The sequence below is a fragment of the Jatrophihabitans endophyticus genome (assembly GCF_900129455.1).
GTDB lineage: Bacteria > Actinomycetota > Actinomycetes > Mycobacteriales > Jatrophihabitantaceae > Jatrophihabitans > Jatrophihabitans endophyticus.
In genome coordinates this window covers 90,199-110,294 of record NZ_FQVU01000007.1, presented here as the reverse complement: position 1 = coordinate 110,294, position 20,096 = coordinate 90,199, and the positions used below count along the sequence as shown (strand labels likewise).

The window sequence follows — 20,096 nt, the reverse complement described above, 5'->3', positions numbered from 1 at the left end:
TCGTGCCCCGCCCGCCGCGCCGCGTCCTGCACCTCGCGGGTTCGCCGACCGACGACTTCTTCGCCGACCTGTCCCTGCTGTACGCGGCGGACTGCCTGGCCGCGGTCGCCGACCCCGCGCGCTACGACCCGCTGATCGCGTGGGTCTCGCCGGACGGGTCGTGGCGATTCCCGGCGAGCCTGGATCGCGGCGATATCGCCGCGGCTGCGCCGTACACCCTGCCCGCCGCGACTGCCCGGCTGGCCGACGAGGGCGTCGAGGTGGTCGTCCCCCAGCTCTTCTGCCGGGCGGGAATGACGACGTACCGCGCACTGATCGAGGCGCAGGGCATCCCGCTGGTCGGCAACACCGGCGACGTCATGGCGCTGACGGCGAACAAGGCCCAGGCGAAGCAGGTCGTGGCCGGCGCCGGCGTGCGCGTCGCGGCGGGCCGCGTGGTGGACCGCGGCGAGGATCCCGCCGTGGCGCTGCCCGCCGTCGTCAAGCCGGTGGACGCGGACAACTCCGCCGGGGTCAGCCTGGTCCGCGAGCGGGTCGAGCTGCGCACGGCCCTGGCGGCCGCCCTGGCGCACTCCCGGCAGGCGCTGGTCGAGTCCTACGTCGAGCTCGGCCGCGAGGTCCGCTGCGGCGTGGTGGAGCGCGACGGCGAGCTGGTGGTGCTGCCGCTGGAGGAGTACGCCGTGCACCCGACGCGCAAGCCCGTGCGCGGCGCGGACGACAAGCTGGCCCGTGACGGCGCGGGCGAGCTCGGCCTCGTCGCGAAGGACGCCGAGCACGCCTGGATCGTGCCGCCGGACGACCCGGTGAACGCCGCCGTCGGCGCCGCAGCCCGGGCGGCGCACCGCGCGCTCGGCTGTCGGCACTACAGCCTGTTCGACTTCCGGGTCGATCCCACCGGCACGCCGGTCTTCCTCGAGGCGAGCCTCTACTGCTCGTTCGCGCGGACGAGCGTGCTGGCGGTCATGGCCGCCGCCGCGGGCATCCCGGTCGAGCGGCTGTTCGCCGACCTCGTCACCGCCGCGACGGCGGGCGAGGGTGCGCCTCAGTAGTAGTTGTGGGCCTGCCAGAAGCCCCAGGCGCCGCACGGGGTGTCGTAGCGGGCCTGGATGTAGCCGAGGCCCCACTTGACCTGGGTGCGGTAGTCGGTCTGCCAGTTCGGGCCTGCCGAGGACATCTTGGAGCCGGGCAGCGACTGCGGGATGCCGTAGGCGCCGCTGGGGTTGGCCGCGTTGACCCGCCAGCCGCTCTCGTGGTTCCACATGGTCACGAGGCAGTCGTACTCGTCGTTGCCCCAGCCGTACTTGCTGCTCATCAGCGAGCGGGCGTAGGCCTTGGCCGAACCGGGGTCGGGCGTGCCGGTGGCCGGGGCCACCACGACCTTCTTCGTGCCGACGGCGACGACGCGGGTCCGGGGCTCGCTGACCACGATCGTCCTGACGACCTTGCGGCCGGTCTCCTTGCCGTCGACCAGGACCACCGAGTACGTGATCTGCGAGCGGCCGTTGCGCCCACTGGTGAGGATCTTGGTGCGGCCCTTGGTCAGCTTCTTGTCGTCGTGCCGCGAGGTCTCGTACTTGACGTCGACGGTGCGCGTGAGCGTGCGGGTGCCGACCCGCTGCAGCGTGATCGTCTGTCCGTCCGCCGTCGCGGCGGAGAGCGGGACGGACAACCGGTCGTCCTTGTCGGGGAGCACACGGATCTTCGTCAGCAGCGCCCGGACGGTCGCCTCGGTGGTGCTGACCGCCTCCCGCTCCCCGTCGTGGACGACGGTCACCAGGCGCGGCGTGCGGATCGCGATCGCGCTGGGGTCGAGCGGCAACCGCTTGGCGCGCGACACCGAGACGAAGTCGCTCGAGGAGTAGCCCAGCTGCGCCAGTGCCACGCTCACCGTCGGCGCGGTGGTCCAGACGTTCTTGGGCACGCCGTCGACGTTCAGGTGCAGCAGCCGCCCGCGGCGCAGGACGACGGTCATGCCGTCCTCGACCTTGCTGGTGGTGGTGGGGGCAACCAGGTCGTGCGACTTGACCTCGAAGCCCTCGTCAGCGAGCAGACCCCGCACGTCGGCGGCGGTGGTGTCGACGGTGGTGGCCTTGCCGTCGACGGTCAGGCGCACGGTCTTGTCGACGGTGGCCCACGCGACCGGGGCGGCGACGAGACCGGCCAGGACCGCCCCGTAGAGGCCGTACTTCACGCTGCGCAGCACTGGGTCAAACTCCTCGAGCACATCTGAGCTGCGTCCCGTCGGGGTTCACGGGACGGACGGGCGGGTCGAACCTGTCAGAGCCGCGACCCACAGACCGGCCACGGGCTCGACCCGCGGGCGTTGTAGACCTTCGTGGCGATCTCGATCTGCTCCTCGCGGCTGGCGAGGTCGGCCCGGGCCGCGTACTTGCCGCCGCCGTTGGAGTTCCACGTGCCCTCGTCGAACTGGACGCCGCCGTAGAAGCCGTTGCCGGTGTTGATGTGCCAGTTGCCGCCGGACTCGCAGTCGGCCAGCGCGTCCCAGTTCAGGCCGCCACCACCGCTGCTGCTGCCGCCGCTGCTGTGGCTGGTCGACACCTTGGGCTTGGGCCGGCTCTTGGTGCCGACGCGCTCGACCTGCGTGCGCGGGTCGGCGACCACCGAACGGTCGACGAGCTTCTGCCTGGTCTTCTTGCCGTCGACGTAGACGACCGAGTAGACCAGCCGCGCGGTGCCTTCCTTGCCGTTGCGCACGACCTTGCTGTTGCCCTTGTACATCTTCTTGTCGTCGACCTGCTTGACCGTGAAGTCGATCTTCTCGGTGCGGGTGACGCGCTTGGTGTCGACGCGCTGCACGCGCACGCGCAGGCCGTCCCCCACCACCGTGTCGAGCGACGGCGTGACCCGGTCGTTGCTGTCGAGCGTCACGCCGAGGTTCTTCAGCAGCTCACCGACGGTGCGGGCCGTCGAGACGGCGCGCTGCGATTTCTTGTCGTGCGCGACGACGACATCCTTCGGGGCGCGCAGCGCGATCGAGGTGGCGGCGTCGACCGGCAGTCGCTTGGCGCGCGACACGGAGACGAAGTTCGCCGGCGAGTAGCCGAGCTGCGTCAGGGCCTGCGCGACCGTCGGAGCCGTGGTCCAGACGTCCTTGGGCTTCCCGTCGACGTTCAGGTGGAGCAGTCGGCCCTGCTTGAGCACGATCTTCGAGCCGTCGGACACCGCGGTGTCCAGGCTCGGCGCGACGATGTCGTGACCGTCGACGTGGTAGCCGGCGTCCTTCAGCACACCGCGGACGTCGTCGGCCTGCGCGTCGACCTTCGTCGTGTGGCCGTCGACCACCAAGGTGACGGCGGTACCCCCGGAGGTCGCGAAGGCGGCCGTGCCGCCGACGACGCCGGCGAGAACCGCTCCGTACAGGCCGTACTTGACGCTGCGATGCACCCACACACTCCCACTGCCGTTCGGGCTCCGGTTCGGCCCGTCCTGGTTGGTCACGACAACGTAACGAGAGGTGCGGCCCGGGTCCAAAACCGGAGGGGCCGGCGGCGCCCGAATTGCCCCGATGACGGCATGTTGCAGCCCGTAGACGACCGGGAGCGTTTTCGGTCACGCACGGTGAGGAGCAGGGCTCGACTCAGGGTTGAGACAGGGGGGCGCAGCCGCATGATCGCGGGCCTCGCGGTCCTACCCGGAATGCCGGGCGCACCGCCCGTCCCAACTCATGGATGACGCACCAGGGGTCACTAACCGTTGCGAGCAACCAATAATTGTGACGCATGCCACAGTTAGGTGTCAGGTGTGTCGGGAACTCGGATCCCGAACACCCGGTGCGCGGTCCGTCGCGTCGCGGCGGCGAGGTCCCCCACGTCGTGACCACCGGCGCGCGCCAGCTCGCGCAGGGTGAGCGGCAGCAGGCGGGGCGCGTTGGGCCGGCCTCGGAACGGGTGCGGTGTCAGGAACGGCGCGTCGGTCTCGACCAGGACGTGCTCGGCCGGCGTCACGGCCGCGGCCTCGCGCAGCGCCGGCGCGTTCCGGAACGTCACGACCCCCGGGAAGGACAGCACGTACCCCGCCGCGACACATTCGCGGGCCATGGCCGCGTCCCCGGAGAACGCGTGGAACACGACGTGCTCCGGGGCGCCCTCCTCCCGCAGGATGCGCAGCACGTCGGCGTGCGCGTCCCGGTCGTGGATCATCAGCGGCAGCCGGGTGCGCTTGGCCAGCTCGATGTGGCGGCGGAAGTGCTCGTGCTGCAGCGCGGGTGCCGTGCGGTCCCAGTAGTAGTCCAGCCCCGTCTCGCCCACGGCCACGACGCCCGGCAGGCCGGCGAGCCGCTCCAGCTCGGCGTACCCGTCGTCGTCGAGGTCGCCGACCTCGGTGGGGTGGACGGCGACCGCCGCGTACAGGCCCGGGTGCCGCGCCGCGACGCCGGCGCACCAGCGTGACGAGGCGACGGTGTCACCGACGGTGACGGCGGCGGTGACGCCGACGGCCCGTGACGCCGCCAGCTCCGCGGTCACGAAGTCGTCGTCGGCGGCCACCCCGGCCCGCTGCGCCATCGCGTCCAGGTGCGTGTGGGCGTCCAGGACGGCCGAGGCGAGCGGTTCGGGGGACGGCGGCGGGTCAGTCTCCCGGGGCAAGCCGCTCGAGCTCCTCGGCCACGATCGCGGGGTCGAGCTTGGTGAACACCGGGGTCGGCGGTGCGAGCTGCCGGCCGACCTCGATCGGCACCGACTCCCAGCGCGCGCCGGTGTCGTAGTCGCCCGTCAGCACCGAATACGTCGGCGAGCCGACCGCGGTCGGCTCGTCGAGCTCGACGAGGTCGGGCATGGCGGCCCAGCGGCCCTCGCCGCGCAGCATCGCGTGCACCCTGGACGACGACGACGGCAGGAACGGCGTCAGCAGCGTCTTGGCGTCGTCGACGACCTGCAGCGCGACGTGCAGCACCGAGGCCATCCGCTCGGGGTCGCTGTTCTTGAGCTTCCAGGGCTCCATGTCGGACAGGTACTTGTTCGCCGCGCCCACGACCCCCATCGCCTCGCCGATGGCCGCCTTCTGCCGGGAACGGGCGAGCAGGTCGCCCACGGTGCCGAACGCGGCGCGCGAGGTCGCGAGCAGCGCGTGGTCGGCGTCGGTGAGCGCGCCCGGGTCCGGGACGGCACCCAGGTTCTTGGCCGTCATCGAGATCGTGCGGTTGACCAGGTTGCCCCAGCCCGCCACCAGCTCGTCGTTGTTGCGGCGCACGAACTCCGACCAGGTGAAGTCGGTGTCCTGCGTCTCGGGTCCGGCCACGGCGAGGTAGTAGCGCAGCGCGTCCGCGTCGTAGCGCGAGAGCATGTCGCCGACGTAGATGACGACGTTGCGCGACGAGGAGAACTTGCGTCCCTCCATGGTCAGGAACTCGCTCGAGACGACCTCGTAGGGCCGGTTCAGGGCGCCGAGCGAGCCGGGCGTGCCGCCCTTGGCGCCTACGCCGGAGTAGCCCATGAGCATCGCCGGCCAGATCTCGGCGTGGAAGACGATGTTGTCCTTGCCCATGAAGTAGTAGGCGCGGGCGTCGTCGGACTGCCACCACGCGCGCCAGGCCTCCGGCTCGCCGCGCAGCTGCGCCCACTGGATCGAGGCCGAGAGGTAGCCGACGACGGCGTCGAACCACACGTAGATGGACTTGTCCGGCCGGTCGCGCCAGCCGTCGAGCGGCACCGGGATGCCCCACTCGAGGTCGCGCGTGTACGAGCGCGGCTTGAGGTCGTCGAGCAGGTTGAGGCTGAAGCGCTGGACGTTGGGACGCCAGTGGTCCTGTTTGCGCAGCCACGTGGCGAGCACCTCGCCGAAGGCGGGCAGGTCGAGCATCATCTGCTCGATCTCGACGAACCGCGGGGTCTCGCCGTTGATGCGCGACACCGGGTCGATGAGGTCGACCGGGTCGAGCTGGTTGCCGCAGTTGTCGCACTGGTCGCCGCGGGCCTGCGGGTAGCCGCAGATCGGGCAGGTGCCCTCGATGTAGCGGTCGGGCAGCGTCCGGCCGGTGGACGGGCTGACCGCGCCGAGCTGCGTCTGCGGGAAGATGTAGCCGTTCTTCCGCAGGCCCAGGAAGATCTCCTGCGCGATCGCGTAATGGTTCTGCGTGGTGGTGCGGGTGAACAGGTCGAAGGACACGCCGAGCGCCTGGATGTCCTTGGCGATCACCAGCGCGTTGCGGTCGGCGAGCTCGCGGGCGCTCACGCCCTCCTGGTCGGCCTGCACCTGGATGGGCGTGCCGTGCTCGTCGGTGCCGCTGACCATCAGCACCTTGTTGCCCGCCATCCGCTGGTAGCGGCTGAAGACGTCGGGCGGGACGCCGATGCCCGCGACGTGCCCGATGTGGCGGGGTCCGTTGGCGTAGGGCCACGCGGCGGCGGTCAGGATGTGCTGGTCGGTCACGCGCACCAGCCTAGTGACGGCGGCACCGGCGTATCGGCGCCCGCGGCGCCACGGTGCGACGCCCGCGTCAGCTCCATGTGAACGGGATAAGAGTCGTGCGTACCGGTGTCCGGCCGGCGTCGTTGGGCCCGATGACCCTCGCACCCGGCGAGGCCGAAGCAGAGGACTCTCGATGGCCCATCGCTGCTCCCCCTCGCGTCGGACGGTGGCGCTGACCGCCGCCGGCATCCTGGTCGCCACCGGCGGCATCGCGCTGGATCCCGTCGCGGCCTCGGCCGCGACCTGGGTGCCCACCTCGACCACGGCGCTGTCGCCGACCGACGCGGTGCGGCTCGCCGCGGCCCCGGCGACGCGTTCGCTGCGGCTGACCGTCGGGCTGGCCCCGCGCAACCGGTCGGCGCTGGACACGTTGATCGCCCAGCAGGCGACGCCCGGCAGCGCGAACTACGAGAAGTACCTCACGCCGGCGCAGTTCACCGCCCGCTTCGCCGCGACCCAGGCCACCGCGACCCGCGTCACCGACTACCTGACCTCGCAGGGCATGCAGCACGTCACGGTGGCAAGCAACCGGCTTCAGGTCACCGCGGACGCCACCGTCGCCCAGGCGCAGCAGGCGTTCCACACGTCCATCGCGTCCTTCTCGCGGGCCGGGAAGCGCGTCATCGCCAACACCTCCGCCGCGCAGGTGCCGGCGACGCTCGCCGGTGCGGTCACCGGAGTGCTCGGGCTGTCCGACCTCGGCCCGGCGCTGCCGACGCTGCCGAGCGCGCCCAAGCTCACCGGCTACTACCCCAAGGAGTACAACACCGTCTACCACTCCGCGGGCACCAAGCCGGGCACCGGCACCACGCTCGCCGTCATCGCCCAGGGCGACCTCACCCAGACCGTGAAGGACCTGCGCTACGCCGAGGCCAAGCAGGGCCTGCCGCAGGTTCCGGTGACGCTGCGCTACAACGGCATCAAGAGCGCCGACACGGCCGGGACGATCGAGTGGGACCTCGACACGCAGACCAGCACCGGGATCGCGCCGAACGCGTCGCGGCTCTACGTCTACGTCGCCACGACGCTCACCGACTCCGACCTCGCGCGCTCGATCAACGACTTCGCCGCCCGCAACGAGGCCCGCTCGGGCAACGCGTCGCTCGGCGAGTGCGACCTGCTCCCCTACCTCGACGGCTCGATGGTCGTCGACGACATGGCGTTCGCCGAGGCCGCGGTGCAGGGCCAGACCTTCTTCGCCTCCTCCGGCGACACGGGCAGCTCGTGCCCGGTGGCTCCGACGAACGGCGTGCCCGGCAGCGGCCCGACCGACACCTCCTACCCGGCGTCCTCGCCCTACGTCCTCGGTGTCGGCGGGACGACGCTGCTCGCGAGCGATGCGAACGCCTACCAGTCCGAGATCGCGTGGAACGCCGGCGGCGGCGGGGTGTCGCCGGTCGAGTACCCCGGTGCGTGGACCAACGGCGTCAACCTCGCCGGCACCGCCGGCCTGCGCGGCGTCCCCGACGTGGCGTTCGCCGCCGACCCGGTCAGCGGCGGCAACATCTACGCCACCGACAGCGGGACGACCTCGGTGCAGACGGTCGGCGGCACCAGCCTCGCCTCGCCGCTGGCCATGGGGCTGTGGACGCGCATGGTCGCGACCCGCGGCGCGAAGCTGGGCTTCGCGCCGCCCAAGCTCTACGCGTACTACAGCCGGGTCCAGGCCGGGAACCCGGTCACGGCCGTCCCCGGCTTCCACGACGTCGTCGCCGGCGCGAACGGCGTCTACACGGCGCTCCCCGGCTACGACTACACGACGGGGCTCGGCAGCTTCGACGTCGCGGTGCTCACCGGCAAGCTGGGCTGAGCCCGCTCGGGCACGGTGGCGGCGCGGCGGGGCTCGACCGGAATCGTCAGCCCTGCTTCGCCGCCACCACCGCGTCGAAGACGGCCCGCTTGGGCACGCCCCGGTCGCGCGCGACCTCGGCGATCGCGTCCTTGCGGGGGTGGCCCGCCGCCTCGCGACGACCGACGTCGGCGGCGAGCTCGGCCGGCGAGGCGTCGTCGGCCGACGGCGTGGCCCCGGCGACGACGACGGTGATCTCACCGCGGACCTCCCCGCCCGCCCACTCGGCCAGCTCGCCGAGCGTGCCGCGCCGCACCTCCTCGTGGGTCTTCGTCAGCTCGCGGCAGACCGCCGCGGCCCGCTGCGACCCGAACGCGGCCGCGAGGTCGGCCAGCGTGGCCGCCAGTCGGTGCGGGGCCTCGAAGAGCACGAGCGTGCGCGCCTCGGCGGCGAGCGCGGCGACCGCCCGGCGCCGCTCGCCGCTCTTGCGGGGCAGGAAGCCCTCGAAGCAGAACCGGTCCACGGGCAGGCCCGACACCGCGAGGGCCGTGGTGACGGCCGAGGGGCCGGGCAGACAGGTCACGGGCAGTCCCGCGGCCACGGCGGCGGCGACGAGCCGGTAGCCGGGGTCGGACACCGACGGCATCCCGGCGTCGGTCACCACGAGGACGTCCGCCCCGTCGCGCAGCGCGTCGAGCAGCTGCGGCACCCGGCCGACCTCGTTGGCGTCGAAGAAGGACACGACGCGTCCGGCCGGCGCGACGTCGAGGTCGGCACACAGCCGCCGGAGCCGGCGGGTGTCCTCGGCGGCGATCACCGCGGCGGTGGCGAGCGCGTCGCGCAGCCGCCCCGACGCGTCGTCCGGACGCCCCAGCGGGGTCGCGGCGAGCAGGACGCGTCCGCTGTCGGCCATGTCAGCACCGTAGTGCGCCGCCGACTGGCGACTTCCGGGCCGACTGGCGAGCTATAGCTCGCCAGTCGGCCGGACAGTCGCCAGTCGACACACGAGGTCGCCAGTCGACGCGCGAGGTCGCCAGTCGACACACGAGGTCGCCGGTCATCGACACGCGAGGTCGCCGGTGGACACACGAGGTCGCCGGTGGACAGGTCCGGTCGGGAGGCTGTCTCTACTATGACGGCGTGACGGCGACGCTCGAGGCTCCGGCGAGCGTGCCGGGCCCGGACGACGCCGAGCCGCCCCACCCGCGCCGGCCGGCGCCCGCACAGCTCGCCCGGTGGCAGGACCCGCGGCCGCTATTGGGCTGGCTGATGACCGCCTTCGTCACGCTCGTCGCGGGGTTCACCCGGTTCTGGGCGCTCGGCTCGCCGCCGGGCGCCAACACCGTCCCCAAGAACGGGATGCTCTTCGACGAGGTCTACTACGCGGTCGAGGCGCAGGAGCTGCTGCGCTACGGCTACGAGGACAACCGCGGCTACATGTTCGTGGTGCACCCGCCGCTCGGGAAGTGGCTGATCGCGGCGTCGGAATGGCTGGTCGGCGGCCGCGACTCCACCGAGAACCTCACCAACTCCCTGGGCTGGCGCATCGCCCCGGCCGTGGTCGGCACGCTCGTCGTCGTCCTCGTCGCGCGCACCGTCCGGCGGATGATGCACTCGAATCTCTTCGGCGGCGTGGCCGGCCTGCTCATGGCCCTTGAGGGGTTGTCGGTCGTCCTCTCGCGCACCGCGATCCTGGACATCTTCCTGCAGTTCTTCGTCGTGGCCGCGTTCGCGGCGCTCGTGGTCGACCGCGACGCCATGCGGGCACGGCTGGCCGGGCTCGTCGCCGACGGTGTCGACCTCGCCGCCGGCACGCCGAGCCTCGGCCCCCGACCGTGGCGGCTCGTCGGCGGCGTGATGCTCGGGCTGTCCTGCGCGGTCAAGTGGTCGGCGTCCTCGTTCCTCGTCCTGTTCGTGATCATGTCGCTGGTGTGGGACCGCGCGGCGTTCCGCTCGGCCGGCGTCCGACACCCGACGGCGACCTGGGCGCACCGGTCGCTGGTCCCGGCGGTGGGGTCGCTGGTGGTGGCGCCGATCGCGGCGTACCTGTTCACGTGGTTGGGCTGGTTCACCGGCGAGAACTCGTGGAACCGCCACTGGGCCGACACGCACTCGAGCACGACCCACTCCTACTTCGGGCGCCTCGACTTCTGGTTCGGCTGGATCCCCGGTCCGATCCGCTCGCTCGCCGCGTACCACCTGGACGCCTACCGCTTCCACGAGCAGCTCGACTCCCCGCACTCCTACCAGTCCAACCCGTGGAGCTGGCTCGTCCTCGGCCGGCCGGTCGACTTCTACTACAACGGCGCCGAGAAGACCTGCGGCGCGAAGGACTGCTCGCGCGAGGTGCTGCTGATCGGCACCCCGCTGCTGTGGTGGGCGTTCGTGCCGATGCTGCTGTGGCTGGCCTGGCACTGGTTCAGCACGCGCGACTGGCGCGCCGGGGCGGTGTGGTTCGCGTTCGCCGCCGGCTGGCTCGTCTGGTTCCAGAACCTCGACCGGACGATGTTCCTGTTCTACATGGCCCCGCTCGTCCCCTTCCTGGTGATCGGCCTGACGCTGGCGCTGGGCGTGATGTGGGGACCTGCCGTCCCCGTCGCCGGCGCGGCGCCGCCCGCCCGCGCCCACGCCGCGCGGCGGCGCCGACTGTGGGGAGCGGCCGGCGTCGCGGGGTACCTTGCCCTCGTCGTCGCCGACTTCGCCTGGATGTGGCCGATCTTCACCGGCGGCCTGTTGACCTACGACGATTGGCACGCGCATATGTGGCTGCCCTCGTGGGTATGAGCACGAGACACGATCTGCCGGAAATCAGGAGGACCTCCCCATGAGTCTTGCCGCCAAGGCGCGCCGCGCCCCGTTGCGCGCCGTGACGGGCGCGTTCATCGTCAACAGCGGCGTCGGGAAGCTGAGCGCCGACGACGACACCGCCAAGGCGCTGCACGGCATGGCGAGCGGCACGTACGGGTTCCTGGGCAAGGTCGATCCGAAGCTGTTCGTCAAGGGCCTCGCGGTGGGCGAGATCGCCCTCGGCGGCGCCCTGCTGCTTCCCGTCGTCTCGCCCGTCGTGGCCGGTCTCGGCCTCACCGCGTTCTCGGCCGGCCTGCTGAACATGTACTGGCAGACCGACGGCATGCACGAGGACGGCGACCCGCGTCCCACCCAGGCCGGGCTGCCCATCGCCAAGGACGTCTGGATGCTCGGTATCGGCGCCGGGCTCGTCGTCGACGGCGTGCTCTCGCCCGCGCACGACAAGCACGTCGCCGTGAGCGCGAGCGTGCACGAGAAGCTCAACCGTCGACAGCGGCGCAAGGCCCGCAAGGCTGCGAAGAAGTCGGCCGCCGGAGCCATCGCGACGGTGCGCGAGCAGCAGGCGGAGCTCGGCAAGCGCGCGTCGAAGGCGGCCAAGAAGGCACAGCGGTCGGCGTCCTCGTCGTCGTCGTCCGACGCCCGCAAGAAGGCGCGCAAGGCCTCCGAGGACGCCGCCAAGCGTCTCGGCGAGGTCCGCGACGCGGCCGCGCCGGTCGTCGCGGCCAAGGCCAAGCAGGCCACGGCCCAGGCGCGGTCGACCGCCGCCGACCTCAAGACGCAGTACGGTCCGGTCGTGGCCGACAAGGCCCAGCAGGCCCGCTCCACCGCCAGCGACCTCTACGACCAGTACGCACCGGTGGTGGCCGACAAGGCGAAGCAGGCGCGTTCCACCGCGGCCGACCTGTACGACGGGTACGCGCCGGTCGTCGCCGACAAGGCCAAGCAGGCGCGCGACACCGCGGCCGAGTGGTACGACGACGCGTCCACCGCGGCCGAGAAGCGCGCCAAGAAGGCGCGCAAGCAGACCCGCAAGCAGGTCAAGAAGGCCAAGAAGGCCGTCGCCTGAGGCACGGCACGAGGGTTCCTTCGAGGGCCTCCCGATGGTGAGATCGACGGCAGTCGACATCCACCGCCGGGAGGCCCTCGCGTGTTCTATCCGCTGACCGTCCGCGACTTCCTCGACCGCGCCGAGCAGGTCTACCCCGACCGCGTCGCGGTGATCGACGAGCCCGAGCAGCCGGCCGCCAGCCTGGGCGAGATCACCTACCGCGAGATGGCCGCACTGGCCCGCGCCCAGGCCGCCCGGCTGGACGCGCTGGGGGTGCCGGTCGGCGGCCGGGTCGCGTTCGTGTCGGAGAACTCGGCCCGGCTGCTGACCTCGTTCTACGGCGTCTCGGGGTTCGGCCGGGTGCTCGTCCCGGTGAACTTCCGCCTGAGCACGGCCGAGATCGGCTACATCGTCGGGCACAGCGGGGCGGACGTCGTCTACGCCGATCCCGCCCACCGGCACGTCCTGGACGCCCTCGACGTCACCCACAAGTTCGTCCTGGGCGACGACGACGACCTCTACGCGCGCGACGCCGAGCCCCGCCCGTGGGACGACCCGGACGAGAACGCCACGGCCACGATCAACTACACCTCGGGCACGACCGCCCGGCCGAAGGGCGTCCAGCTGACCCATCGCAACAACTGGTTGAACGCCACCGTGTTCGGCCTGCACACGACGATCAGCGACCGCGACGTCTACCTGCACACGCTGCCGCAGTTCCACGCGAACGGGTGGGGCATGCCGTTCGCCATGACCGGCGTCGGCGCGCAGCACGTGATCCTGCGCAAGGTTGACGGCACCGAGATCCTGCGCCGGGTCCAGCGCCACGGCGTCACCGCGATGTGCGCCGCCCCCGCCGTCATCGCCGCCGCCCTGGACGCCGCCCCCGACTGGTCGGGCGATATCCCGGGACGCGATCGCGTCCGCATCATCGCCGCCGGCGCTCCCCCGCCGACCCGCACCATCGAGCGCGTCCTCGACGAGCTGGGTTGGGAGTTCATCCAGATCTACGGCCTCACCGAGACCTCGCCGCTGGTGACCGTCAACCGGCAGCGGGCCGAGTGGGACGCGCTGTCCACCCACGAACGGGCGCGACGCCTCGGCCGGGCCGGCGCGCCAGCGCTCGGCGTCCGGGTCACGGTCGACGCCGACGGCGAGGTGCTGACGCAGTCCAACCACAACCTGGCCGGCTACTGGGAGCAGCCCGAGGCGACCGCCGAGGCGCAGGCCGGCAACTGGTTCCACACCGGCGACGGCGGGATCGTCGACGACGACGGCTACCTGGTGATCTCGGACCGCAAGAAGGACGTGATCATCACGGGTGGGGAGAACGTGTCGTCCATCGAGGTCGAGGACGCGTTGATGTCCTACCCGGCCGTGAAGGAGGTCGCCGTCATCGGCATCCCCGACGACAAGTGGGGCGAGTTGGTCACCGGGCTCGTCGTGACCGACGGTTCGGCGGTGTCGGCGCCGGACCTCATCGCCCACTGTCGCGAGAGCCTCGCCGGCTACAAGTGCCCGAAGCGCATCGACTTCGTGGCCGAGCTGCCGCGTACGGCCACCGGCAAGCTGCAGAAGTTCAAGCTGCGCGAGGAGTTCTGGTCCGAGCGGGACCGTCAGGTGAACTGACCGGCCGGCGGCCGGGCGGCCCGGCGCGCCGCCACGGCGTCGGCGAGCAGGGCGGTCGCGAGCACGAGACCGGTGCCCAGGCAGATGCCGCCGACGGTGTCGGTGGCGTAGTGGAAGTTGTTGCCCACCAGGCCGACGGCGCCGAGCAGCGTCCACGTCACGAGCCCCGCGACGGCGGCTCGACGCGGGCCGCGGCGCAGTTCGAGGCGCAGCACGAGGAGCGCCACCACCGTCGTGGTGGCGGCCAACCCGGTCTCGTGCCCGCTGGGATAGGCGTAGCCGGCTTCGAGGACGGCGGGGTCGAGCTGCTCGGCGAGGCCGAACCGCCGGTCGAACGCGGGCTTGAGGACGTGCGACTCGAGCAGCAGCCCCACCAGCGGCGCGAGACCCGCGATCGCCACCACGTCGAAGGCGCGGACGACGAGCGCGCCGATGCTGATGAGGACCAGGATGCCGACGGTGAGGACGGGATCGGTGAGCGCGAGCAGCAGCCGGGCCACGACCGAGTCGGTGTGCGTCACGAGCCAGTGCCGGGTGGGTTCGTCGAACCCCACCGGTCGCGGGTTGCCGTGCACCCACCACCCCAGGGCGGCCAGGACGGCGAACGCGGCCACGACGGTCGCCGCGACCGGCGCCCGGCGCGCCGCCAGCGGCCGCCGCTGCGTGGCGGTGGGGGACGCGACGTTCACCCGGCGATGATCCCAGACCCGGCTGTGGCGCCGGTCGCAGCGCACGGCGATCGCCGTGCGACACGCCACCTTCGGGGTGTTCCCCGCACCGCACGGGTACCCCTGTCGTCGAACCGGAACCCCCAGACGAGGAGTTCGACCATGCAGATACCGCGGATCGATCCGAAGAACGCCGCCGGGCTCGTCGACAAGGTCGTCGGCCTGGGCAAGGAGATCGTGGGCACCGTCGCCGGCAACGACCGGTTGGCGAACGCCGGCCAGGTGCAGCAGGACAAGGGCACCGAGCGACTCAAGGCCACCAAGGCGCAGACCCGCGCCGACGGGCACGAGGCCAAGGCGAACGCCGCCGAGCAGCGGCAGAAGGCCGCCCAGAGCGTGAAGGAGGCGACGAGCTGATGGGCATCGGCGAGAACATCAAGGGCGCGGCGAAAGAGAAGCTCGGTCAGGCGACCGACGACGACGAGCTGCGCGCCGAGGGCAACGCCCAGCAGGCCAAGGGCGAGGCCGAGACCGACGAGACGAAGGCGCGCGCCGAGGCCCAGGCGCACGAGAAGAAGGCCGACGCGCTCGAGAAGGAGCAGGAGGCGCTCGAGAGCTGAGCCGCCCCGCACACGCGAAGAGGCCCGGACGCCCATGGTGTCCGGGCCTCTTCGCGTCCGCGCGTTGCCACCCGGGTTCGCCCTGGAGACGACGAAGGCCCCGCGCCGCGGGGCCTTCGGTAGGGGTGGAGCTGAGGGGAGTTGAACCCCTGACCCCCTCGATGCGAACGAGGTGCGCTACCAGACTGCGCCACAGCCCCTGACCGGTTCGTCGTGCCCTGCGGGCCCGGCCGAACCGTCGACCAGACTAGCAGGGCGCGCGATCAGCTTGCCCGGCGCTGCAGGGCCGCGGTGGCGGCCTCCTCGTTGTACAGCCCGGTGAGGTCGATGGTGTCCATGCTGTGCAGCTCGATGTCGTCGTCGTCGATGCGCACGACCGACTGCGGCGCCTCCTCGAAGCGGCCGACCTCCTCGGTCGCGTCGTAGCCGGCGGGGCGACGGGCGGCGGCGCGCAGTTGCCGGTTCTCGCGACGAGACCGGTCGCGGAGCGCCTGGTTGCGCAGGAACAGCACGTATCCGGCGAGCCCGAGCAGGAACGGCACCGCGAGCAGCCACATGATCCCGCCCATGACGAGCGCGGCGAGACCGAACACCACGCTGCCACCGGCCAGGATCGTCAGCGAGCGCCGGCGGCGGGCGAGCATGTCGGCCCGCGCCTCGGAGAGGTCGGCACGGTCGGGTGGGTACATCAGCGCCTCCTGGGCGGCGGGCACGGGCCGGCGCGCCGCGGCGGCGAGCGTGGCGGAACGATCGGTGGTGTCGCGGCTGCGCTGCGAGCGGCGCGGGACGAAGACGTCGGGGTCGTCGGTGCGGGGGTCGGCGGCGTCGGCCCGGCGGCCGAGGGCGCGCATGCCGCGGCCCCAGTCGGCGACCGAACGCTCGCGCCTCTTCTCGTCGTTGCGACGCAGGACCATGGGGACGACGACGATGAGCCAGAGGACGGTGAGGATGACCACCGTCATGAACGGCGACGGCATTCACGCACCTCCAGTCACACCAGTAACACGACTCCCGCCAAGTTAGTGAGCGTCGTGGCCCCGACCCCGTACGTCCGACGGCGTGTCGACAAAAACCCTCACGTTGAGGTTGAGAACGTCCGCCGGATGGCGCTCGGCGTCATCCTCCGCCGCGCACCGCCCGCCACGTCGGCACCGGCGGCAGCCGGTCGAGGCGCGAGAGCATCGTGGCGCCGCGCAGCTCCTCGACGGTGAGCGCGAACGCCGCGTGGTCGCGCCACGCGCCGTCGATGTCCAGGAACCGCTCGTAGTAGCCCTCGCGCCGCAGCCCGAGCTTCTCCACGACCCGTAGGCTCGCCTTGTTCTCGGGCCGGATGTCGATCTCGATGCGGTGCATCCCGACGTGCTGGAAGCAGTGGTCCATGACGAGCGCCACCGCGGTGGGGGTGATGTTGCGCCCCGCCACCGCGGAGTCGACCCAGTAGCCGATGGTGCACGAGCGCAACGCGCCGTGGACGACGTTCGAGACGTTGACCTGGCCGACGAGGCGGCCGCCGTAGTCGACCATGAACGGCAGCATGATGCCGCGCCGCGCCGCCGCCTTGAGCGAGGAGTGCAGCGTCGGCCACGCGCTCACGGCGTTGCGCTCGTCCCAGGCGTGCGACGAGGTCGGCTCCCACGGCGTCAGCCACGCCTCGTTGCGCAACCGGACCTCGCTCCAGCCGCGCGCGTCGCGCAGCCGCGGCGCGCGCAGCTCGACCGGCCCGGCGCACGGGTGCGCCGGCCAGCCGGGGGTCCTGGCCACGGCAGCTCCTCGCCCCTCGACCGCGCTAGCGGTTCGACAGCAGCAGCGGGACGACGGTGACCTGCTCGCCGGCCGAGACCGACGTGACCTCTTCGTCGATCACGACCAGGCAGTTGGACAGCGCGAGCGAGGCGAGCAGGTGCGACCCGGGGCCGCCGATGAAGGAGACGCTGTAGCCGCCCGACGACTCGCGGTGCAGCACGCCGCGCCGGTACTGCCGCGTGCCGTGCGTGCTCGTCGCGCCCTCGAGCGCGGTCGCCTGCACCGTCGCCCGGTTCAGGCTGCGCTTGCCCAGCAGCTTGCGGATGGCCGGACGGACGAACGTCTCGAACGACACCAGGCTGCTGACCGGATTGCCGGGCAGGCAGAAGATCGGCACCTTGTTGCCCAGATGACCGAAGCCCTGCGGCCGTCCCGGCTGCATCGCGACCTTGGTGAACTCGACGGTGCCGAGCTCGCTGAGCGCCTCCTTCACCACGTCGTAGGCGCCCATGGACACCCCACCGGTCGTGACGAGGACGTCCGCGCGCAGCAGCTGGTTCTCGAGCGCGTCGAGCAGCGCGGAGTGGTCGTCGGCCACGATGCCGATGCGCCGCGCATCCGCGCCGGCGTCGCGCGCGGCGGCGGCGATCATGTAGGAGTTCGAGTCGATGACCTCGCCGAACGACGGCGTGCGCCCGACCTCGATCAGCTCGCTACCCGTAGACAGGATGGTGACGCGCGGGCGGGGTCGGACGGTGACCCGGTCGCGGCCGAGGGCAGCCAGCAGCGCGAGCTGCTGCGGCCCCAGCGCGGCGCCGGCGCCCAGCGCCGGCGCGCCGGCCGCGAGGTCCTCACCGGCGCGGCGCAGGCACTCGCCGGTCCGCACGGGACGGCCGACCGCGACGCGGGCCAGCCCCCGGTCGGTGTCCTCCAGCGGGATGACGGCGTCGGCACCGGCCGGGATCGGCGCGCCGGTCATGATGCGCATCGCGAGGCCGGGGCCCATGCCCGAGCGGGCACGGGCGCCGGCGGCGACGTCGCCCACGACCTGCAGCACCGTCGGGTCGCCCTCGGCGGCGTCGCGCGTGTCGATCGCGCGCACCGCGTAGCCGTCCATGGCGGAGTTGTCGAAGCTCGGCAGCGGGAAGTCGGCGCTGACGTTCTCGGCCAGCAACAGCCCCTGGGCGTCCAGCAGCGTGAGCTCGATCGGGTCGATGGAGCCGATGCCGTCGAGCACGATGGCGAGGTGTTCGTCGACCGTCCGCAGGCGATCGTCGTCGGCCACGCGCCGTCCCCCTTGCTCGGAAACCTTCGTCGCCCCGCTGAGCCGGGGCACCACTGACGGCGTCCAGCTAAGCACGCGCGGGCCGGCGGGCGCGGGAACCGGCCGCGCGCTGCCTGCGATACGTGACAACATTAACGACCGTGAGCGCAGACAACCTCGCGGCCGCGGTCCAGCGCATGCGCGACGCGGACGTGTCGGCCGAGGCCATCGCGACCTTCGAGCGCGGGTACCGGCTGATCGAGCAGGGCGAGTCCGGGATCATCGTCGAGGAGTCCATCGAGCCCCTCGGCGAGCTGCCGGAGCTGGCCGGGCTCGACGCGCCGATCGACGACGACGCGGTGCACGCCACGGTGATGATCCGGCTCAACGGCGGCCTGGGGACGTCCATGGGCCTCGACACCGCCAAGACCCTGCTGCCGGTGAAGCCCGGCACCACCTTCCTCGACGTGATCGCCCGCCAGACACTGGCGTTCCGGCGGCGGCACGCGGTGGCGCTGCCCCTCGTCTTCATGAACAGCTTCCGCACCCAGCAGCCCACGCTCGAGGCCCTCGCCCGCTACGAGGACCTGGCCGTCGACGGCCTGCCGATCGACTTCCTGCAGAGCCGCGAACCGAAGCTGCGCGAGGACGACCTCGCCCCCGTCGACTGGCCCGCCGACCCCGACCTCGAGTGGTGCCCGCCGGGCCACGCCGACGTCTACCCCTCGCTGCGGGCGTCCGGGCTGCTCGAGCAGCTGCTCGCCGCCGGCTACCGCTACGCGTTCTGCGCGAACGCCGACAACCTCGGCGCCGTGGTCGACCCACGGCTGCCGTCCTGGCTCGCCGCGACCGGCACGCCGATGGCGCTGGAATGCTGCGTACGCACCCCCGCCGAGCGCAAGGGCGGCCACCTGGCCGTCCGACGATCGGACGGCCGGCTGATCCTGCGCGAGACGGCGCAGACGTCGGACGAGGACGCCGCGGCCATGCAGGACCTCACCCGCCACCGCTACTTCAACACCAACAACCTCTGGCTCGACCTGCAGGCGCTGGCCGACGAGCTCGACCGCAGCGACGGTGCGCTGGAACTGCCGATCATCCGCAACAGCAAGACCGTGGACCCGTCCGACGCCACGTCCACGCCCGTCGTCCAGATCGAGGCGGCCATGGGATCGGCCGTCAGCCGCTTCGACGGGGCGCGGGCCGTGGCGGTCGGTCGCGACCGCTTCATCCCGGTCAAGACGACCGACGACCTGCTGCTGCTGCGCAGCGACGTCTTCGAGCTCGACGACGAGTACCTGCTGCGGACCGCGACCGACCCGCTGCCGCTCGTGAGCCTGGACAAGGACCACTACAAGCTGGTGCCGGACTTCGACCGGCACTTCCCCGCCGGGCCGCCGTCGCTGACCTCGGCCACGGCACTGACCGTCGAGGGCGACGTCACCTTCGGCGCGGACGTCCGGGTCGTCGGTGACGTGACGGTGTCCGCCGCGGACCTGGACGACGGTCGCGTGCCGGACGGGGCCGTGCTGGGCGAGTGAGCGCGCAGGACGCCAAGGCCGAGCTGCGCGCGCGGTTCGCGGCGGCCCGGCGGGCCATGCCCGACGACCACCGCGCGCGGGCGAGGCGAGCCGTCGCCGGACACGTGCTCGCGCGCGCCGACGGCTGGCCGGTCGTCGCCGCGTACGAGCCGCTGCGCACCGAACCCGGATCGGTCGCGCTGCTGGCGGGGCTCGTCGCGGCGGGGGCGCGGGTGATCGTGCCGGTGACGCTGTCCGACCGCGACCTCGACTGGGCGCCGTGGTCGGCCGCCGGCCGCGGGGACGCGCTGGGCCGCGAGGCGGTGGGTGACGTCTCGGCCGTCCTGGTGCCGGCCTCGGCGGTCGCGCGGGACGGCACCCGGCTCGGGCGTGGCGGCGGCTCCTACGACCGCGCGTTGGCCCGGGTCCCCGCGACGGCGCCGACGGTCGCACTCGTCTTCGACGACGAGCTGGTGGCCGACCTGCCGCGCGAGCCGTGGGACGTCGCGGTCACGGCGGCGGTGCGGCCGGCGGGCTGGACGGACCTGGGTGTCGCCGCCGGCGGTTAGCAGTCGTATCCT

At 72.4% G+C, this 20,096-nt stretch carries 18 protein-coding genes and 1 tRNA gene; 9 read left to right on the top strand and 10 right to left on the bottom strand.

What is annotated here, in order from left to right:
* Positions 1-2: 2 nt before the first annotated feature.
* Positions 3-1,049, top strand: a complete 1,047-nt coding sequence (locus BUE29_RS20415) for a D-alanine--D-alanine ligase family protein (protein WP_073392309.1) — start codon at positions 3-5, stop codon at positions 1,047-1,049.
* Here the strand turns inward: BUE29_RS20415 and BUE29_RS20410 are convergent.
* The 4 genes from BUE29_RS20410 to metG all read right to left on the bottom strand — a co-directional run bounded on the left by BUE29_RS20410 (position 1,043) and on the right by metG (position 6,387).
* Positions 1,043-2,203 carry a resuscitation-promoting factor gene (locus BUE29_RS20410; RefSeq protein ID WP_159440917.1) on the bottom strand — a complete coding sequence of 387 codons (1,161 nt, stop codon included), beginning with the start codon at positions 2,201-2,203 and terminating at the stop codon, positions 1,043-1,045. The genes BUE29_RS20415 and BUE29_RS20410 overlap by 7 nt on opposite strands.
* 74 nt (positions 2,204-2,277) lie before the next feature.
* Positions 2,278-3,405, bottom strand: coding sequence for a resuscitation-promoting factor (locus BUE29_RS23535; RefSeq protein ID WP_143168295.1), 1,128 nt, complete (start codon positions 3,403-3,405; stop codon positions 2,278-2,280).
* 344 nt (positions 3,406-3,749) lie between these two features.
* On the bottom strand, positions 3,750-4,604 hold the full coding sequence (locus BUE29_RS20400) for a TatD family hydrolase (protein WP_073392307.1): 855 nt from the start codon (positions 4,602-4,604) through the stop codon (positions 3,750-3,752).
* Positions 4,588-6,387, bottom strand: coding sequence for a methionine--tRNA ligase (gene metG, locus BUE29_RS20395; RefSeq protein ID WP_073392368.1), 1,800 nt, complete (start codon positions 6,385-6,387; stop codon positions 4,588-4,590). The genes BUE29_RS20400 and metG overlap by 17 nt, the downstream gene beginning before the upstream one ends.
* Before the next feature lie 205 nt (positions 6,388-6,592).
* Between metG and BUE29_RS20390 the strand changes: the two genes are divergently transcribed.
* Positions 6,593-8,236, top strand: coding sequence for a S53 family peptidase (locus BUE29_RS20390; protein WP_073392306.1), 1,644 nt, complete (start codon positions 6,593-6,595; stop codon positions 8,234-8,236).
* A 46-nt stretch (positions 8,237-8,282) separates the two neighbouring features.
* Here the strand turns inward: BUE29_RS20390 and rsmI are convergent, their stop codons facing one another.
* Positions 8,283-9,128, bottom strand: a complete 846-nt coding sequence (gene rsmI, locus BUE29_RS20385) for a 16S rRNA (cytidine(1402)-2'-O)-methyltransferase (protein ID WP_073392305.1) — start codon at positions 9,126-9,128, stop codon at positions 8,283-8,285.
* 227 nt (positions 9,129-9,355) lie between these two features.
* Here rsmI and BUE29_RS20380 point away from each other — a divergent pair, with 227 nt between their 5' ends.
* From BUE29_RS20380 to BUE29_RS20370, 3 genes are all read left to right on the top strand, one after another.
* Positions 9,356-10,999 carry a dolichyl-phosphate-mannose--protein mannosyltransferase gene (locus tag BUE29_RS20380; RefSeq protein WP_084181566.1) on the top strand — a complete coding sequence of 548 codons (1,644 nt, stop codon included), beginning with the start codon at positions 9,356-9,358 and terminating at the stop codon, positions 10,997-10,999.
* Positions 11,000-11,039: 40 nt separating this feature from the next.
* Positions 11,040-12,089, top strand: a complete 1,050-nt coding sequence (locus BUE29_RS22930; protein WP_200800344.1) for a hypothetical protein — start codon at positions 11,040-11,042, stop codon at positions 12,087-12,089.
* A gap of 81 nt (positions 12,090-12,170) precedes the next feature.
* Positions 12,171-13,700 carry an AMP-binding protein gene (locus tag BUE29_RS20370; RefSeq protein WP_073392303.1) on the top strand — a complete coding sequence of 510 codons (1,530 nt, stop codon included), beginning with the start codon at positions 12,171-12,173 and terminating at the stop codon, positions 13,698-13,700.
* On the opposite strand, the gene BUE29_RS20365 is transcribed toward BUE29_RS20370, so the two are convergent.
* Positions 13,688-14,389: a phosphatase PAP2 family protein gene (locus BUE29_RS20365; RefSeq protein ID WP_159440916.1), complete on the bottom strand. Its 702-nt coding sequence runs from the start codon at positions 14,387-14,389 to the stop codon at positions 13,688-13,690. The genes BUE29_RS20370 and BUE29_RS20365 overlap by 13 nt on opposite strands.
* 141 nt (positions 14,390-14,530) lie before the next feature.
* Here BUE29_RS20365 and BUE29_RS20360 point away from each other — a divergent pair, with 141 nt between their 5' ends.
* Both BUE29_RS20360 and BUE29_RS20355 read left to right on the top strand, forming a co-directional pair.
* Positions 14,531-14,785, top strand: a complete 255-nt coding sequence (locus BUE29_RS20360) for a hypothetical protein (RefSeq protein ID WP_073392301.1) — start codon at positions 14,531-14,533, stop codon at positions 14,783-14,785.
* Positions 14,785-14,988, top strand: coding sequence for a CsbD family protein (locus BUE29_RS20355; protein ID WP_073392300.1), 204 nt, complete (start codon positions 14,785-14,787; stop codon positions 14,986-14,988). The genes BUE29_RS20360 and BUE29_RS20355 overlap by 1 nt, the downstream gene beginning before the upstream one ends.
* A 126-nt stretch (positions 14,989-15,114) precedes the next feature.
* Here the strand turns inward: BUE29_RS20355 and BUE29_RS20350 are convergent.
* The 4 genes from BUE29_RS20350 to glp form a co-directional block, all read right to left on the bottom strand.
* A tRNA-Ala gene (locus BUE29_RS20350) sits at positions 15,115-15,188 on the bottom strand.
* A 63-nt stretch (positions 15,189-15,251) separates the two neighbouring features.
* Complete coding sequence (gene sepX, locus BUE29_RS22265) at positions 15,252-15,965, bottom strand: divisome protein SepX/GlpR (RefSeq protein WP_143168293.1); 714 nt, start codon at positions 15,963-15,965, stop codon at positions 15,252-15,254.
* Between the two features lie 139 nt (positions 15,966-16,104).
* Positions 16,105-16,749: a GNAT family N-acetyltransferase gene (locus BUE29_RS20335; RefSeq protein WP_073392297.1), complete on the bottom strand. Its 645-nt coding sequence runs from the start codon at positions 16,747-16,749 to the stop codon at positions 16,105-16,107.
* Between the two features lie 25 nt (positions 16,750-16,774).
* Positions 16,775-18,016 (bottom strand): molybdotransferase-like divisome protein Glp, encoded by a 1,242-nt coding sequence (gene glp / locus BUE29_RS20330; protein WP_073392296.1) that lies wholly within the window; start codon positions 18,014-18,016, stop codon positions 16,775-16,777.
* Positions 18,017-18,156: 140 nt separating this feature from the next.
* On the opposite strand from glp, the gene BUE29_RS20325 reads away from it, so the two are divergent.
* Together BUE29_RS20325 and BUE29_RS20320 are read left to right on the top strand one after the other, a co-directional pair.
* Complete coding sequence (locus BUE29_RS20325) at positions 18,157-19,536, top strand: UTP--glucose-1-phosphate uridylyltransferase (protein ID WP_073392295.1); 1,380 nt, start codon at positions 18,157-18,159, stop codon at positions 19,534-19,536.
* Positions 19,533-20,084, top strand: coding sequence for a 5-formyltetrahydrofolate cyclo-ligase (locus BUE29_RS20320; RefSeq protein WP_073392294.1), 552 nt, complete (start codon positions 19,533-19,535; stop codon positions 20,082-20,084). Before BUE29_RS20325 ends, BUE29_RS20320 begins: the two co-directional genes overlap by 4 nt.
* Positions 20,085-20,096 lie beyond the last annotated feature (12 nt).

Coding starts and splice junctions, on each gene's coding strand:
- rsmI (WP_073392305.1), bottom strand. CDS start 9,128: ATGGCCGACAGCGGACGCGTCCTGCTCGCCGCGACCCCGCTGGGGCGT.
- BUE29_RS22930 (WP_200800344.1), top strand. CDS start 11,040: ATGAGTCTTGCCGCCAAGGCGCGCCGCGCCCCGTTGCGCGCCGTGACG.
- BUE29_RS20360 (WP_073392301.1), top strand. CDS start 14,531: ATGCAGATACCGCGGATCGATCCGAAGAACGCCGCCGGGCTCGTCGAC.
- BUE29_RS20355 (WP_073392300.1), top strand. CDS start 14,785: ATGGGCATCGGCGAGAACATCAAGGGCGCGGCGAAAGAGAAGCTCGGT.
- sepX (WP_143168293.1), bottom strand. CDS start 15,965: ATGCCGTCGCCGTTCATGACGGTGGTCATCCTCACCGTCCTCTGGCTC.